Source organism: Rhizorhabdus phycosphaerae, from assembly GCF_011044255.1.
Classification (GTDB): Bacteria; Pseudomonadota; Alphaproteobacteria; order Sphingomonadales; family Sphingomonadaceae; genus Rhizorhabdus; species Rhizorhabdus phycosphaerae.
The window spans coordinates 1284756-1300812 of the sequence record NZ_CP049107.1 but is presented as its reverse complement, the minus strand read 5'-3'; the positions used below and the strand labels follow the sequence as shown (position 1 = coordinate 1300812).

Sequence of the window (16057 nt, the reverse complement as noted above, 5' to 3'; positions counted from 1 at the left end):
ACTGTGCAAAGCGATGCTCCTCGTTGCGCGGCGCCCGGCTGTGAAGAGACCGCGCTCTGCAATGCGCACATCATCCCGCGAGGTTTTGCGAGAAGGCTCAGCCGTCCAGGCGGCCATAACCTCGCAATCCGCCCTGAAGGCTCGAAGCCGGCCAAGCAGCCGCTGGGAGCGTTCGACAGCCAAATCCTTTGCGCCCTTTGCGACAGCAAGCTTGGAGTTTTTGACCAATATGCCATCCGCTTCTGCGGCGGCCTGGACGCTACGGGAGACGCCCGCACGGGCACAATCTTCCAGCATGAGCAATTTGACGGCGACACGTTCACCCTCGCGGTCCTGGCGATCCTCTGGCGCGCATCGATCAGCAAGCGGGAAGAGTTCACCCATATTACTCTGGGGCCCTATGCCGCCTCAGCTACCCACGTCCTGTTTGAGAATGCCAAATTGACCGACCTTCGAGCATTTCAAGTTGTACTTATGCGGTACGCATCAAGCACGCACGACGCGCGTAAGATCATCTTTCCAATACAAAGGATACGCTCCGGCGCCTTGAACGCCTTCACGCTAGGGATCGGAGGCTTCATGGTGATTGCCAAATTAGATCAGCGGTCGTTCGACCCGCAGCTACGGCCTTACATCATAAACGGGGCAACCCGTCTCGTCGCGCCGCACATTAAGTTCGAGGAAACCGCCGAATATTCATTCTTCAGGGAAGCGGCAGCCGAAGATCGACGTCGCGGCCGCCGACAATAAATCGCCGCAGGACGACAAGGGGGGCGTAGCGATGTTTCGGCTGATCAGCAGTAATTGGGAAAAAGAAGTTCTCGATGCAAGAAGCGCGAGCCCGGTTGGTCTCCGGATCATCTGTCCGTTCATCAAAGCCAGGACGATGGCGCGCATCCTAGAGGCCGGGCACAAGGGGCCGCTCGAAGTCATCACCCGGTTCGATCTCGGCTGCTTCTATGACGGGGTCAGCGACACAGACGCGCTTCGCGGCCTACTTGAGGCCGGCGGCACGATCCGGGGCATCAAAGGACTGCATGCCAAGCTGTTTTTGTTTGCTGAAGCAACAGCTATCGGCACGAGCGCAAACGTCACCGACGCTGCAATGCTGCGTAACCACGAATTCGGGTTTATCGCCGACGACGCCACCATCGTCGACGAATGCCGCAGCTATTTCGATCGATTATGGAAGCAGGCCGGCCGAAATCTGACCGCAGCGCGACTCAAAGATTGGGACACGTTGCTCGCCGCCGCGCGCAAGAAAAGCGGGGGCAATCAGCGACCGAACCTGCCTGATCATGGTGCAAAGCTACCGGCCACATCTCCCTTCGCGCTGGCGTCGGTCGCAAAGAGTTATGACAACGCGGCATTCCTCAAATTCTTCGGGCAAGGCACCAACCGTTCTCCTCGAACCGCACGGATCGCTGATCTTGTCGCGGATTCGGGATGCAATTGGGCGTGTACGTATCCAACAGCGCGGCGGCCGCGCCAGATTCAAGACGGCGATATTCTCTACATGGCGCGGATCGCTGCGCCCGATGATCTGCTGATCTTCGGTAGTGCGATAGGTTGGCGCCATCGCGACGACGAGGATGTTGCCAGCGTCGCTGAGATAGAGGCGAGACCTTGGAAGGAAAAGTGGGCGAACTACGTGCGCGTGCACACCGCGCGCTTCATCAACGCCGAACTGGGAGTAGGCGTTTCGATGCGAGAGATGATGACCGAATTGGGGTCGGACAGCTTCCAATCAACTCAGCAAAATGCCGAGAGAGGGTCCGGAAACACCGATCCCTTCGCGGCTTATTTGCGCAAACCTGGCATGCCGCTCACTTCTATTTCGCGAGAATGGATCGATCGCCGGATCGAGGCGCTGTTCCGGCAACATGGGGAGGTCGATCTTAGTCCAATCCGTTTCAGGGCTCCGACCTAAGTCCCGCGACCACGCGCTCGGTCATCACGCCACGATGCCGGTCAGAGCAGAGATACAGCCGCGGATGATCGCCCGGGCAAGAACCTTGTCGGTGTCGTCGTACTTGAGCTGTCGAAGCGCATATGCATAGCCGACCGCTAAGACCTCCTGCTGCGAGCCTGCTACGGCCACCGCCCAGTCACGGCACGCGCGCAGATAAGCCTCATATGGCGCGCCAGCCGCGAAGGCACCGACATCCGGCCAGTCAACGGCCTGCGCCTCGCTCGGCCAACCATGACGATCGGGCGCATGCCTATGAAAGACAGTGCTCAACTCGAGCGCTATTGGATCCAGGCTTGCGAGAGTGCGGCCAGTCTCTGGGTAATCGATGAACATCGGGAGACCTCGATCATCGAAGAGGACGTTGGCGCAATGCAGATCGCCGTGCTGAACACAATGCGCCACATCGATTTCGAGCAATTCGACTGCGACAATGTCGATGCCTTGAAGTTCGCCCTCGATGCTCGCGAGCGCGACATCGCCGATCAGGCGGCGTCGAATAGCACCAACGCGCACCCGTTCGCCGTCGCGCGCGGCGAACCAAGGCGCCTGGGCAGCGCGCAATTGGCTTGGCACCTCCGCTCCGCCGTCAGGGTCTGAGACGAGCTTGGCGAACAAATCGGTGACCTCGCTCCCGACAACGCCGTAGAAAATGCCGGCATGCCCAGAGGCGCCGAGCGTGATGTCACCCGTAAGTTGCGGGGTGGATCCGGGGACCAATCGCGCGATCTCGCCATGATAGCGGCTTCGTTCGACACCAATCTCGTCGAACGCCCCTACCTTGGCGATCGACGTCACAATGGTCTGGCCAGCGGCATTACGCACGGCGACGCGCAGAACGCGGGCGCCTGAGAGGCCACCGCTCAATGGCCTGACCTCGACGCTGACGCCGCCATGCCGGCGCCCGAACAGCTTGAGCAACCGCTCCTCTTCGGGTCGCAGATTGACAGGTTCGCCGACCTGGCTGAGGTTGATCGCCTCAGTCCGCTGAACGTCGGCGCGAAATGTCTTCGCAGCTGCGACGCAATCCGTCATCCGACGCTTCCAGAACACACGATAGATCGTGTCCTCACGCCCGCAGGAATGGATGTCGCCGTTGCGACCAAAATCGTTCAGCACATCGGCAGAGAAATCGGCGTCCTCCGTCCCGGTCAGGAACCAGACCGACGTGCCGGGCAACGTTTCCCGGATTGACTGGAACACGTCCCAGCCATGGTTCACGTCGTCATCAAGCACGCCATCCTCGGACGGTATGCGCCGGTCGAGGAGCACGACGTCGAACGGTTCGTCGGCGAGCGCCGCAAGCGCACTCGTCTTGCTCTTCTTCCAGATGACGTCGCAGCCGTCCACAGCGCGCAGCGCCTTGTCGATCGTTGCGGCGAAGTCGGGCTTGTCCTCGACCAGCAGAATCCGCACGGCTATGCCCCGGCCTTCGGCCAGCGCATCTCGAACCGCACGCCACGCTCACCCGGGATCAGACGGACGCTCCCATCCATGGAGGTCATCGCTTGTTGCGCCGTCGCGAGGCCCATGCCGAGATGGCCTGCCTTGGTGGTTGATCCAATATCGAAGGCGCGCGCAACATTGCCTCGGAACCCCACGCCCGAGTCTACGATAGCCACCCAGGCATCGATATCGGTCGCCCCCCAGTTGACGGTGATGTCAGGATATTTGTCGTTTTCGGTTTCTAGCGCCTTTGTCGCGTCGATCGCGTTCCGCAGTCCGTTCACGAAACTCAGGCAGATCAGACCCTTGTCTCCTTCGACCGTGCAATCTTGGGGCCCCGCGCGTAGGACGCGAACTGCCTTGCCAGCCGCTTCCTCTTCGACCCACGCATAGATGCAGCGGTCGAGCGCCAACTCTTCTACCTTGGGCGCGCTTGCAGCCCGCCGCAGGCGTGAAAGACTGGCTACCAGCGCGTCGAGCCGATCGAGCCCGCGCGCAGTGTCCGAAGCATCGAAGTTCGGGACATCGGCTTCCGCCGAGAGGCGCAGCGAGCCGAGAATCGGCTCAATCTCGTGAATGAGCTGCGCTGCGGTGGTCTCAAGCGCGTCCGAATAGATCTGCGCCGCGTAAACCGCACTCAGCTCGCTCGCCTCCGGCGCCGAGGCAGCCGGCGCATTGGGACGCACTTTCTGAAGCGCCCGCCGAAGAGCGCCACGCACCCAGCCGACTGTTTCGATGCCCAGCGCCGCCTCAATCTGTCCGGCATGGCTTGTCTGCGCACTCTCGACCAGGAAGCGAGCGGCCTCGAGCCGCTCACGAGGGTCGGTCGAGCCGAGCTTGCGTCCGAGTACTTCAGGCGTCATCGGACGTGTTGCTCTCGGCATAGAAGGCCGCGCGACGCTGAAACGCCTCACGGCCACCTTCCATGATCGTGGTGATCGAATTGACGATCGCATGGTCCTCAAGCTCGCCAGCGACCTGCACGAAACAGCGCTCACCGTCGGAATCGAGGTGCGCGATCCAGTCGGCCCCGCCGAGCACGGGGATATTGGGGTTGTGAGTTGCGACTATCGTCTGCGCCGAGGTTCCTCGCGAACGGATTGCCTTGACCAGGGTACCCACGACAAAGGCGTTGTCGAGATGATCCTCGGGCTGGTCGAGCACGATCACGCGTTCGGTGTGCTGCAGAATGATCGGCAGCACCGCGGTGCATCGCTGCCCCATCGACAGGAACTCGGTGCTCTTGAAGCTTGTCCCGTCGAGCAGTTCGATACCGATCTCGTCTCCAACTTCGGTCGTCAGCAGGTCGATCCCCGCATCGCCGCGCAGACCTTCTGCAAGCCGATGCGCTCGATCCTCGTTGATTTCGAGCGCCGACCCGATCTTGCTGATCTCGCCTCGCTCCGCGAGACTTGCAATCTCTTGCGGGCTGAACGTCTCGGCAATCCGGTCGGCCAAATCCCTGTAACGCAAGCCGCTGCCGCGCAACGCCGCATTGAGGACGCTTTGATAGCTCCGATAATCGGCTAGCGGATTGACGACCACCCGGATCGCTGGCGCCAGCGCGTCAGACAATCTGGTTGCGATCCGCTGGCGCTCCTCGGTCAACACCTGTGACTTGGCGTGCATCTCGTCGAGTGCAGCCTGGCGTTGCGCATTAAGCGCCTCAATGCGCTCCGTTCGCTCCTTGCGAAGATCGGCGAGCGAACTTAGCGCCGCGATCTCCTGGCTGAGGTCGGCGATCTGCCGGTCGAGGATGCTCGCCCCCTTCTGCTGCTCCTCGATCTTCTGGCGGACTTCGCGCGCCTGTGTTTCAACCACGGCCTTCTCCTCGTGCGCGGTCTGCCGCAAACCATCCAACTCGGAACCGATCTGGCGGAATTGAAGGATTGCTTCCTGTAGCCGCTGTAACGCGACTTCCTGACGGGCACGCTGGTCGGCGAGCTGGTCGGGGGACGCCGCCTGCGACGGCCAGGGCTCAATCAGGGGCCGACGCTCGGCCACCATTTCAAGCTCGTCGGTCCACGATGACAGCTTTCCTGCGGACCGCTCGATCGAGGCTGCTCGAACATTAGCGGCATTGGCACGGGGAGTCAGTTCCTCAAGCTGCTTGCGCAACGGCTCGAGTTCTGCGCTCCGCGCGCTCTGCGCGGCACCTTGCTGTTGTAGTTCGGCGAGCTTTTCCTGCCGCTTTGGCAGCACAAGGAGCTTTTCGGAGACTTCGTCGATCTCCGCCAGCAAACTCCGGATCTCCGCCGTTAGCGATTTGATGCGAGCGAGGAGTGGTGCTTTGCGCGCGCTTGCCGAGCCTGCCCGTCCGAGAAAAGCGTCGACGAGCCGGAGCCGTGAGTGCGATCTCGCACCGATCTGCTCGACCTCTTTCTGCGAAAATACGAGCGGGGACGCCATTTCCAATGGGCGGAAATCATGTTCGTCGCTGGCAATCCGGGTGACTTCGACTCGTTCGGAACCGTTTGTCAGAGTGATGGTGACCTTGCCGTCGCCGAGAACCCCGAGCGCATGTTCAAGGGCCTCCTTTCCGATCGCGTCCGATGATGCCGGGGAGCCAAGCCCGAAGCGGATCAGCTCAATTACCGAACTTTTGCCGGTGCCGCGGCCGCCGATGAGCACGTTCAGACCGCGGTTTAACGTCTGCCGGAAGCCGTCTAGAGCACCCCCTTCGATCTTGATCGATTCAATCCACACCCCTGCCGCCGCCTTCCCCGTAATTCCATTCCGATCGGAATCCGCCCGATGACGATGGTCTAGCGTTTAGGCGCCTTCTGGCCCAGCCATTTCCTACACAACGATTGGAGGATCACAGACCTCATTGGCTCGCGTCGGTGGCAGCACGGCATGCGTGGGATGTATGGCCATTTGCGTTGCCGGCCTTCGGGTTTGGCGAGCGGTCCCCAATCAATCTTATGCAGCAAGAGGTCGCTCGAGCGCTGGATCCCGATCCTGTCGAACGCTACTGATACGCCCATCGAGCAAATCTGCGATCTTCGCCGAAACCGCATCGGCGGCCTCACGCAAACCCTCTTCGATGTGAATGTACCCTTGCGTCACACCGCGTTTTCCGTGCCCGAGAAGGGCTGCGATAGTCAGTTCGGCATACCTCATATCGCCGGCAATGCTTCCGAAAGTATGGCGCAGCGTATGAGCCGTGACGCCTTCGATCTTCGCGGCGGCGCAGAGACGGACCAGCACATCGGGCACCTGCTTATAGTGGCTGTCTCCGTAGTCCGAGGGAAACACAAAGGGGCAGCCGGCGATCGCCGACTGAGAGGTCAGCACATCCAACGCAGCCTTCCCGATCGGCCGATCCTGCGCTCCCGTCTTCGTATCCGGGAAGTGGACCGCCTGAGCCTCGGCGTCGATCCATACACGCTGAACCTGCTGTGCCTCCGACAGCCGGAAGCCGCTGAGCGCAATCAATCTCACAGCCGCGAGGCCGGTCGGATTCTCGTCGCGCTTCCCGGCTACCCGCATAGCGTTGCCGAGCCTACCAAGCTCCACTGCGCTAAGGCGGCGCGTTCGGCGATTGCTCGCCATCCGCCGCGCACCCCTGGCGGGGTTGCTCTCGATGATTCCGAGGCGGACCGCATGCTCGCACATCGAATGAAGTGTCGAAATTACGCGAGACGCGGCCCCGGCGCCGCCCGTCGTCGACCGGCCGCGCCCTTTGCCTTTCTCAGCGGCGCTCTTGCCCGCAGCAATATCAGCCTGCATCGCCTCGATGTCCGCCGGCTTCAGCCCAACAACCTTCCGATGGCCAATCAACGGCCGAATATGTCGCTCAATCCGGCTCCGCTCCATCCGAACCGTCGAAGCTTTGATCGGCATGCGTCGGCGCCCGAGGAGTCGGCCAGCCTCCGCTTCCTCAAGATACCAATCACAGACGTCACCAATCGTCGGCGCGGCACGCTTCGCCTGTTTCGCATCGGCCGGGTCGATACCCCGGGTCACATCGGCGAGCATTCTGATCGCCTCTTTGCGTGCCTCGTCGACTGTGAACACGGGATACCTCGCGTACGCCATGCGGCGAAGACGGCCGTCAGGACTACGGTACTGAAGGACATACGACTTCACGCCTGAAAACGCGACGCGGACTCCGAATCCCTTGAGCTCGCCGTCCCACAAAAAGGACTGGCCGGTCTTGGGCAGCGTGGCGGTCTCGATCATGTGCGTAGTCAATTTGCGGGGCATAGTTCAGCACCTCCGGAGCCAGAAATTACGTGGAATGGGCTGCGCCGCAACGTAATAAAGCCGTAGGAGAACCATCGGATACCGCCGGATATGTTTGGGAAGGTTTCGTGTGGTCTATCGTGTTGATATAATGCGGCAAACATAGGGATATCGTGCCATGGGCTGGAGTAGGTTGCACAACCCTATACCCGTTGGTAAGGCTGAGGTCGTGAGTTCAATCCTCACCGGCAGCACCATTTTTCCCCGCATCGACGGTGCTTCCTACAGGAGGCGAAGCCTGGAATGGGGACGCTTCAGACATAGCAGAATGCGGGCTTCGCCCGTCCGCATACAGACCCTCCGCTAAGTCCCGTCCATGGTTGCCAGGCGGATCGGCATCGCGGGTTGCGGGGTTGGCGGTCTTGCCGCGGCGCTGCTGCTATCCCGGGCGGGCGAGCGGGTCGAGTTGTTCGAGCGCTTCGATAGGCCGCAGCCGGTAGGATCGGGACTGATGATCCAGCCGACGGGCATGGCGGTGCTCGAGCGTCTGGGCCTGGCAGAGCGGATCCGGCGGGAGGGGGCTCGGGTCGATCGTCTATATGGTACCGCAGGCCCGCGGGTCGTTCTCGATGTCTCCTATGCCGCCATGGCCGAGCCGGGCCATCATGGCGTGGGCATTCACCGCGCCTGTCTTTTCGACGCTCTGCATGACGCCGTCGCCGCGCAGGGCATTCCCGTCCATGGTGGCCTGACGATCGCGGGGTCGCGGATCGACCGCGACAAGCGTGTCCTCCTGTTCGAGGACGGGCGGACGAGCGGCGGTTTCGACCTCATCGTCGACGGTCTGGGAAGCCGGTCCGCGCTGGCGCCACCCACGGGACATGAATTGCCTTACGGCGCGCTGTGGGCGAGCCTCGACTGGCCGGATGCTTGCGCTTTCGACCCCCACAGCCTCACGCAGCGCTACCAGCGCGCCAGCAAGATGGCAGGCATCTTGCCCCTTGGCAGCGGCGGCAATGGGCGCGAGCGGGCCGCCTTCTTCTGGTCTCTCAAGCGAAGTGATCTCGCATCCTGGCAACAGGCGGGGCTGGACGTGTGGAAGGAGGAGGTTCGCCAGCTGTGGCCGGAATGCGATCCGTTTCTCGCCGGGATCGGCCATCAGAGGCAGATGACCTACGCGCGATACGCGCATCGCACCTTAGCCGATCCCACCGCCGAGCGGCTTATCCACATCGGCGATTCCTGGCATTCGGCCAGCCCGCAACTGGGGCAGGGCGCCAATATGGCCTTGCTCGACGCCTGGGCGCTTTCGGCGGCCCTGGCGCGGCACGCCGATATCGGCGAAGCGCTCGATGCGGCGGTCGTCTCGCGCCGTCGGCATGTCCGGCTGTATCAGTGGCTGACCTGGGCCTTTACGCCGATCTATCAGTCCGACAGCCGGTTGCTGCCCATCGTGCGCGACCGGATCATGGGGCCGATATCGAAACTATGGCCGATCGACCGGTTCCAGGCGCTGCTGGTCAGCGGGCTGTTCGGCAGCCCCCTCGGCCCGCTCGGGTTGGAGAGCAGACGCCGATGACGTGCCGAGACGAAGCTGGTGGAGAACGGAATCTCTGCGGAAACCCCGGCTCCCCCGGCCTGAATTCGCACGCCATGGGCGAAAAGTCCCTCCATACCGACGACAACAGCGGGCATATGGGAGCTTGGCAGTTCCAACTCCCAACGTTCGCTGTTTCAGCAGTCTCGCCTAGGGCAAGGGCGTTCCGAGACGCGCGAGCAAGGCCTTTGCCAATGGGCCGGCACTTGCCGGGTTCTGACCGGTGATCAGCAGGCCGTCCTCGACGACATGCGCTTCGAAGGGAGCCGCTTTGCTGTACAGCGCTCCCTGCGCGACAAGTTCCGTTTCTGCGAGAAGCGGCACGAGCTTGTCATATTCGAGCATGGCTTCCTCTTCATTGCTGAAGCAGGTGAGCGACTTGCCCGCTGCGAGCGGCTGGCCGTCTGCCGCCGTGGCGGTCAACAGGCCGACGACGCCATGACAGATGGCTGCAACGGGTCTGTTCTCTGCCAGCAAGGTGCTGGCCAGCGCGCCGAGTGGACGGCAGCCGGGGAAATCCCACAGCGTCCCCGTGCCCCCGACCAGAAAGATCGCGTCGATCCGGGAGGCGACCACATTCGCCAGGTCGAGCGGAGCTTCCAGCTGGGCGAGGGCTTGCTTCTGGGCGCGAAACCAATGTCCTGCAGGCTGCAGCCAGGGCTCTTCCAGACTCGCCGGATCCAGCTGAGCCGGCTTGCCCCCCGGCGTTGCGAAGAGAATGTCGAAACCGGCTGCGCTGAGCATCTGATAGGGAGCCGCCAGCTCTTCCAACCACACGCCGGTCTTGGCACCAGTCTGTCCCAGATCGCCTTGTCCGGTGAGTGCGAAGAGGATGGTTCTGGTCATGGCGATCTTCCTTCAGCGGTGTATTCCCCGGAAGTGCGCGCGCCGATCTTCGGCCGCAATCCACCAATTCGGTGGATGGGACGCCACCAAACTTGTGGCATGATCGACCGATGCTCATCCAGACTAAACTGGCTCCGCCGAACAGGTCGATCGATGTTCTGTGGCGCGATGCACTTGTCGAGAGGATCACCACCTCGGCGAAGCAGTTGGTCGTCGTCTCGGCGCCGGCGGGCTATGGCAAGACCACATTGCTCAGCCAGTGTCACGCGCAGTGGCGCCGCGAAGATGTTGCGGTAGCCTGGTACAGCGTCGACGATTCGAAGTTCGAGGCGGATCAGTTTTTCGCTTATCTTATGGCTGCCCTGAGCCGTGCCGGATTGCCTCTTCCTTATTCGCGGGAGGCGATAGACGCAGGCTTGCCGGGCCTTGCCGTCGAAGCGGCTGCGCGCGCGATCGTTCTTGCCCTGGAGGCCAGCGAAGAGCCCGTGCGGCTCATCATAGACGACTATCACCGCATCGCATCGCCCAAGACCAACCTCTTTCTGGAATATGTCATCGAACGGATGCCGTCGCATGCCGCCATCGTCATCGCGTTGCGGGGCATACCTGAAATTGCGCTGGCGAGCCTGCGACTGAATGGTCAGCTGTTGCAGCTGGAGCAACGCGATATCCGGTTCTCCGACAGCGAGGCCAGAGCCTTTATCAGCGACCAGTCGGGCAAAGTGGACTGGAGCGAACTGATCGACCGCACGCAAGGTTGGCCCGCAGCCTTGCAGCTTCTGCGACTCTGGCTGGCGGGGCGCGACCATGTCGATACGCTCGATCATCTGACTCGCCGATCGACCGATCTGGCCGATTATCTTGCAGAGCAGGTCTTTTCGCGGTTGTCCGAAGACACCCAGCAATTCCTGCTGGAGACATCGATCGCACAACGCATCAGCAAGGGGCTCGGCGACGCGATCACCGGACGCGACGACAGCGCGCAGATGCTGGATCAGCTTCGCCGCCAGAATCTGCTCATTGCGCCGCTGGACGAGGAAGGGGTCTGGTACCGCTTTCATCCTCTGCTCCGCGAATTTCTCTATGATGCGCTGGCCCAGGGGCGCCAGGCGCGGCTGGACGATCTGCATCTTCGTGCGGCCAATTGGCTGGCGGCGGAAAATCTGTTGCCGGAAGCGCTGGCGCACGCCGCTCTGGTGTCGGACCATGCAGCGGCACTCGGCATTATCGAAGCTGCCGGCGGATGGCGAATGGCGATACGGGGTGGTCTCGCCCTGTTACGGCATCTCGACGATCTGGACCATGTCACGCCCGGAGAATTTCCGCGCGTGACGCTCGGCCAGGCCTATTATGCGGCGCAGCACGGCCGGTTGATCGAGGCGCGGTCGCTGCTGAACGGGTTGCTGGAAGCCAGGCCCATCGAGTCTCTGGAGGAGACCGATCCTGCTCTGGCCTGCGAGATATTGTGCAACCATCTCGTGACGCTGATCTACGAAGATCGTTGCTTTCCATCGGATTGCCTACCGATCCTCGAGCGCCAGCTGGCGAATGGGAGCCACGATCCTACGCTGCGCGTCCTGCTCCATCATCTCTCCTGTCTCGCGAGCTTCGATCGGGGAGACGACTTGTGGTGCCGGGTCCATGGAGAGAAAGCCTGCAAACTGGCGCGTCTGCACCAACTCCCCCTGCTCGAAGTCTACGCCTACCAGTATCTGGGCCTGTCCCAGCTGCGGACCGGGCGGCGGCGGGAGGCGGAACTCTATTTTCGTCGCAGCCTCGAACAGGCCACCCGTCATTTCGGTGAAGGCAGCCCCCAGGTTGCAGTGGCGATCGCCCTTCTGGCGTACACGCTGTACCTTTCAGGCGATCTGTCCACCGCCACCGATCTTCTGGAATCTGCGCTTCCGGTGATTGAGGCGACGGAAGGCTGGCACGAGGTTTTCGTCGCGGCCTACGCGACACAGGCCTGGTTCTCCATACGCACCGGCAATTTGATTCAAGCTGAACAGATCATGCAACGCGGCCGGGAAACGTCGGACCGACGCAACCTGCCTCGCCTGCGCTATCAACTGGATCTGCTGCAGACACGCATGTTGCTCAGCGTAGGTGATGTGGATCGAGCGATGCAGATGCTCGATGAGCTCGGCCCACCCTGTGCGCTGTTTCGTAAGAGGGATCGACGGCTGTCTTGCGATTATGGAATCGCGATGATGGCCGGTCTGCTGCAACGGGGCGTGAGCGACGGTGCGGCAATGGCCTCGCTGGAGGCTGAAACCGCCGATGCAGGATCGGTCGGTCTTGATATTGAGATGCACATTCTGCGAGCCGCAGCATCGGCGGTGGCCGACCGCCGAATGGATGCCGCGCACGCTTTTCGCCTGGCCCTGGAGACGACGGAGAGCGAGGGACTTATCGGTGTCGTCTCACAGTTCGGAGCGCTTCTGCCCATCGTGCTGGCTGCCTGCGAAGGGGCGCTCCATATTTTTGAGCCAGCCCAACGTACCGTTGTCGCGCGGCTGATGCAGAATAGCCCGGTGGTGCGGAGAGGCATGAGCGCGGTGCCCCCGCCTGCCAGCGACGTCGTCGTGACCCCACGCGAGGTCGATGTCCTGCGCGCACTGGCGGACGGGCTGTCGAGCAAGGAAATGGCCCGAACGCTCGGCGTAGCTGAAAGCACGATCAAGACTCACCGCATCAATATCTATCGCAAGCTGGATGTCGCGACCCGGTCGCGTGCGATCGCTGCGGCCCGCAATCTCCGGCTCATCTGACAGGTCCACCTTTTCTACCGATATACCCCCCAGCGTGCTCCGCCATAGGATCGGGCTTCCAGCGTACGGGCCACAGGCCGGCGCAACGAGCGAGAAGGGGACAAAGGGATGGGGTTCGGGAAGCATTTGCTGAGCGGACTGCTGGCGACAGTCAGCATTTTCGGAACGAGCGCACATGCGCAAGACATAGACGGTAATGACATCGTCGTAACGGCGCGGCAGCGATCGGAAAGCCTGCAGCAAGTCCCCGATTCCGTGACTGCCTTCTCCGCGAAAGCCATCGAGGAAGCGGGCATCCGCAGCATCGACGATGTAACCGCGCTGGTTCCGAACATCTCGCTCGTCGACGCCCAGGATGCCGGCACGGTTGCGATCAGCATTCGGGGCATCGGTCAGGTTCGCAACGGCGAAGCGCCGGTCGCTCTGGTCATCGACGGCGTACAGATGACATCGACCGATATGATCAAACAGGCGCTTTATGATCTGGAGCAGATCGAGGTGCTCAAGGGCCCGCAGGGAGCGCTTTACGGGAGGAACGCTATCGGCGGAGCCATCAATATCACCACGAAGCGACCGACCAACACCCTCGAGGGGCGGGTCGGGGTCGATTATGCCAATGGCGATGATCGACGGCTTTCGGGGTCGCTCAGCGGGGCGATCGTGCCCGATATCCTGCTGTTCCGCGTGGCGGCAGACTACCGCAAATTCGATGGCGTGCAGCATAACGTCACACTCAACCGGAAGGTGGATTTCGTCGAGGATCTGAACCTGCGGGGCCGCCTGATTCTCATCCCGAGCGACCGGCTGACGCTCGATCTGCGTGGTAGCTATGGCGATCTGAAGGGCGGGGCGTCCTGGTACATCCCCCTTCCGGATGGGCAGCCGAACAACACGTCGATCCCGATCCAGAATGATTTTCTCGGTGAGAGCCCCCGGAAAATCAAGGATGCTGCACTCAAGATCGACTATGAGTTCGATCCGTTCACGCTTTCGTCGGTCAGCGCTTACAACGACACGCATATCGATCTGATCGAGGATCTCGACTGGACGCCGGCGTCGGTTCTGGGCGCACGCCAGATTCGCGGTTACGAGAGCTTCAGCCAGGAGCTTCGACTGGCTTCGCCCTCCTCGCAGAAGCTGCGCTGGACTGCCGGAGCGTATCTGCTCGACGCAAAGAGAAGCATCGAAACGACGGTGCTGATCTCCCCCAATCCGGGCGCCAGCGGACTGCCCCCATCGGCCTATATTCCCTTGCCGGTTGCGGCGGCGGATGAGGATATCCTGACCAAGGCCGTCTACGGCCAGCTCAATTACAACGCGACCGATGCGCTCGAACTGACTGCGGCTCTTCGCTACGATCATGACAAGCGGACGCAGACGAACCGGTTGGTGGCGGGTCCGAAGCGCAAGGCAACATTCGACGAGTGGCAGCCTAAGCTCTCGGTCAAATATGCCTTTTCGCCGGACAACATGGTGTACGCGACGGCGGCGCGAGGCTTTCGCAGTGGTGGCTTCAACCCACCCACCGGCGTGTTCCCAGCGATCTATCGCCCGGAAGTCGCGGATACGCTCGAGATCGGGACGAAAAACAGTCTTCTGGACCGGAAACTGACGCTCAATGCGGCGGCCTTCTACATGCGATACAAGGATCAGCAGGTTTTCATCCTGAACCTTGCTGACCAAGGCATCGTCAATGTCGAAAAGACCGACATATTCGGCCTCGAGTTCGAGGCTCAGGCGCGACCCACCCGAAATGTGCAGCTCGGCGCATCTCTTGGCTTCATCGACACGGACATAAAGGATTTCGACGGAACAAATCGTTTCCGCGGTAACAAGGTCCCGCTGACCTATCGCTGGTCATACACCATGTTCGGTCAATATCGCCTGCCGATCGATGACGACCGTGCGCTGATTGCGCGGTTGGATTATTCCGGTCGCTCGGGGAATTACTGGCACATCGACAATGCCGACCGGCAGAATGCCGTCAATCTCGTCAATGCCCGCCTCACGTTCGACGCGCGTGGCTATTCCATAGCCCTTTACGCCACCAATCTGCTCAAGGAGCGGTACACCGAGGAATTCTTCGCAAAGGAGTTCTCGGCCGGCGCTGCTGACATTCGTTATCCGGGACAGCCCCGCCGCTACGGCGTTGCTGCATCCCTCAAATTCTGAGGAGTCCAGCCATGCCCACTGTGGCACGCGATCTCGAGGATATGTTCAACGGCCAGCAGGCCGCACTCGAACTGATCGACCGGCGGCGGCACGGCCGGGGCGTAACCTATGAAGGCCAGGACGGCCGCTTTTCGCAGAACTGGTATCCGCTCTGTCGGTCGAGCGATGTGGCACCAGGCGCCGTGCTGGGACGCAACTTTCTCGATGGACGCGTTGCCGTCTATCGGAGCGAGCAGGGCGCGGCCAACGTCGTCAGCGCCTATTGCCCGCATAACGGTGCCGATCTTTCGATCGGGAAGGTGGCGGGTGATCGCCTCGTCTGTGCATTTCATCACTGGGAGTTCGATCTCGGCGGCAAATGCGCACGCACGCCGACCGGCGACGCCGTGGTCGATGCCATGCGGGTATTTCGCTATCCGGTGCAGGAGCGTTTTGGGCTGATCTGGGCCTTCAACGGGGAAGAGCCGCTCTTCGATCTTCCCGATCTGGGCTTTCCCGACGACGAACTCGCCTTCCATCCACAGATCCCACATCTCGATCTGCTTGCCGACCCGTGGGTCTTCATGTGCAATACCACCGACTTCAACCATATCAGCGTCGTTCACGGGATCGAGGTACAAGGCGACGCAACCAGCGATATCAACTGGCACAGCCATGGATATCATTATGATCTGAAGGGGCGGTTTCGGGAAACGGGGGCCGAGCTCGAGTACAGAGTCGGAATTCACGGCACCAACATCTTCTACCAGATGGGGACCGTGAACGGCCGGTGGTTTGCCTTCCTATACCCATGCGGCATTCATCGACCGGGCACCCTGCGCAGCTATTTCGTGATCGCGACGCAGAAATCGGATGGCACGCCCGAAGACGACAGGCGCGTTCAGGAAACGCTCGATTTTGCGCAGACGCTGGAAATAGCTGTCGTCGATCAGGACGTCGATATCCTCAATTCGATCCGGTTCACGCGCGGCATGTTCACGCGAAGCGACCGGGCGCTTGGACGCTTCGTCGATTATCTGAAGACATTTCCGCGAGCGCACCCTGGCGCCGACTATATCCGATAGGAGA

General features: G+C 61.6%; 11 protein-coding genes. 6 read left to right on the top strand and 5 right to left on the bottom strand.

What is annotated here, in order from left to right; all coding sequences use genetic code 11:
- The first annotated feature begins 3 nt into the window (after positions 1-3).
- Positions 4-750 carry a hypothetical protein gene (locus tag G6P88_RS05940; RefSeq protein ID WP_165322324.1) on the top strand — a complete coding sequence of 249 codons (747 nt, stop codon included), beginning with the start codon at positions 4-6 and terminating at the stop codon, positions 748-750.
- A gap of 31 nt (positions 751-781) precedes the next feature.
- Positions 782-1930, top strand: a complete 1149-nt coding sequence (locus G6P88_RS05935; protein ID WP_165322323.1) for a phospholipase D family protein — start codon at positions 782-784, stop codon at positions 1928-1930.
- Between the two features lie 24 nt (positions 1931-1954).
- On the opposite strand, the gene G6P88_RS05930 is transcribed toward G6P88_RS05935, so the two are convergent.
- The 4 genes from G6P88_RS05930 to G6P88_RS05915 form a co-directional block, all read right to left on the bottom strand.
- Positions 1955-3385, bottom strand: a complete 1431-nt coding sequence (locus tag G6P88_RS05930) for a response regulator (protein ID WP_165322322.1) — start codon at positions 3383-3385, stop codon at positions 1955-1957.
- A 2-nt stretch (positions 3386-3387) separates the two neighbouring features.
- Complete coding sequence (locus G6P88_RS05925; RefSeq protein WP_165322321.1) at positions 3388-4278, bottom strand: sensor histidine kinase; 891 nt, start codon at positions 4276-4278, stop codon at positions 3388-3390.
- Entirely contained in the window at positions 4268-6121 is a 1854-nt protein-coding gene (locus tag G6P88_RS05920; RefSeq protein WP_165322320.1) for an SMC family protein, read from the bottom strand. The genes G6P88_RS05925 and G6P88_RS05920 overlap by 11 nt, the downstream gene beginning before the upstream one ends.
- A gap of 216 nt (positions 6122-6337) precedes the next feature.
- Entirely contained in the window at positions 6338-7600 is a 1263-nt protein-coding gene (locus G6P88_RS05915) for a tyrosine-type recombinase/integrase (protein WP_226946740.1), read from the bottom strand.
- A 379-nt stretch (positions 7601-7979) separates the two neighbouring features.
- Between G6P88_RS05915 and G6P88_RS05910 the strand changes: the two genes are divergently transcribed.
- Positions 7980-9182, top strand: a complete 1203-nt coding sequence (locus G6P88_RS05910; protein WP_165322318.1) for an FAD-dependent oxidoreductase — start codon at positions 7980-7982, stop codon at positions 9180-9182.
- Between the two features lie 168 nt (positions 9183-9350).
- Here the strand turns inward: G6P88_RS05910 and G6P88_RS05905 are convergent, their stop codons facing one another.
- Positions 9351-10046 (bottom strand): type 1 glutamine amidotransferase domain-containing protein, encoded by a 696-nt coding sequence (locus G6P88_RS05905; protein ID WP_165322317.1) that lies wholly within the window; start codon positions 10044-10046, stop codon positions 9351-9353.
- Between the two features lie 71 nt (positions 10047-10117).
- On the opposite strand from G6P88_RS05905, the gene G6P88_RS05900 reads away from it, so the two are divergent.
- From G6P88_RS05900 to G6P88_RS05890, 3 genes are all read left to right on the top strand, one after another.
- Complete coding sequence (locus G6P88_RS05900) at positions 10118-12817, top strand: winged helix-turn-helix domain-containing protein (protein WP_226946739.1); 2700 nt, start codon at positions 10118-10120, stop codon at positions 12815-12817.
- A gap of 108 nt (positions 12818-12925) precedes the next feature.
- A complete protein-coding gene (locus G6P88_RS05895; protein ID WP_165322316.1) occupies positions 12926-14989 on the top strand; it encodes a TonB-dependent receptor in 2064 nt (687 codons plus the stop codon).
- 11 nt (positions 14990-15000) lie between these two features.
- On the top strand, positions 15001-16053 hold the full coding sequence (locus G6P88_RS05890; protein WP_165322315.1) for a Rieske 2Fe-2S domain-containing protein: 1053 nt from the start codon (positions 15001-15003) through the stop codon (positions 16051-16053).
- Positions 16054-16057: the final 4 nt, after the last annotated feature.

Coding starts and splice junctions, on each gene's coding strand:
- G6P88_RS05925 (WP_165322321.1), bottom strand. CDS start 4,278: ATGACGCCTGAAGTACTCGGACGCAAGCTCGGCTCGACCGACCCTCGT.
- G6P88_RS05895 (WP_165322316.1), top strand. CDS start 12,926: ATGGGGTTCGGGAAGCATTTGCTGAGCGGACTGCTGGCGACAGTCAGC.
- G6P88_RS05890 (WP_165322315.1), top strand. CDS start 15,001: ATGCCCACTGTGGCACGCGATCTCGAGGATATGTTCAACGGCCAGCAG.
- G6P88_RS05910 (WP_165322318.1), top strand. CDS start 7,980: ATGGTTGCCAGGCGGATCGGCATCGCGGGTTGCGGGGTTGGCGGTCTT.
- G6P88_RS05905 (WP_165322317.1), bottom strand. CDS start 10,046: ATGACCAGAACCATCCTCTTCGCACTCACCGGACAAGGCGATCTGGGA.
- G6P88_RS05915 (WP_226946740.1), bottom strand. CDS start 7,600: ATGATCGAGACCGCCACGCTGCCCAAGACCGGCCAGTCCTTTTTGTGG.
- G6P88_RS05935 (WP_165322323.1), top strand. CDS start 782: ATGTTTCGGCTGATCAGCAGTAATTGGGAAAAAGAAGTTCTCGATGCA.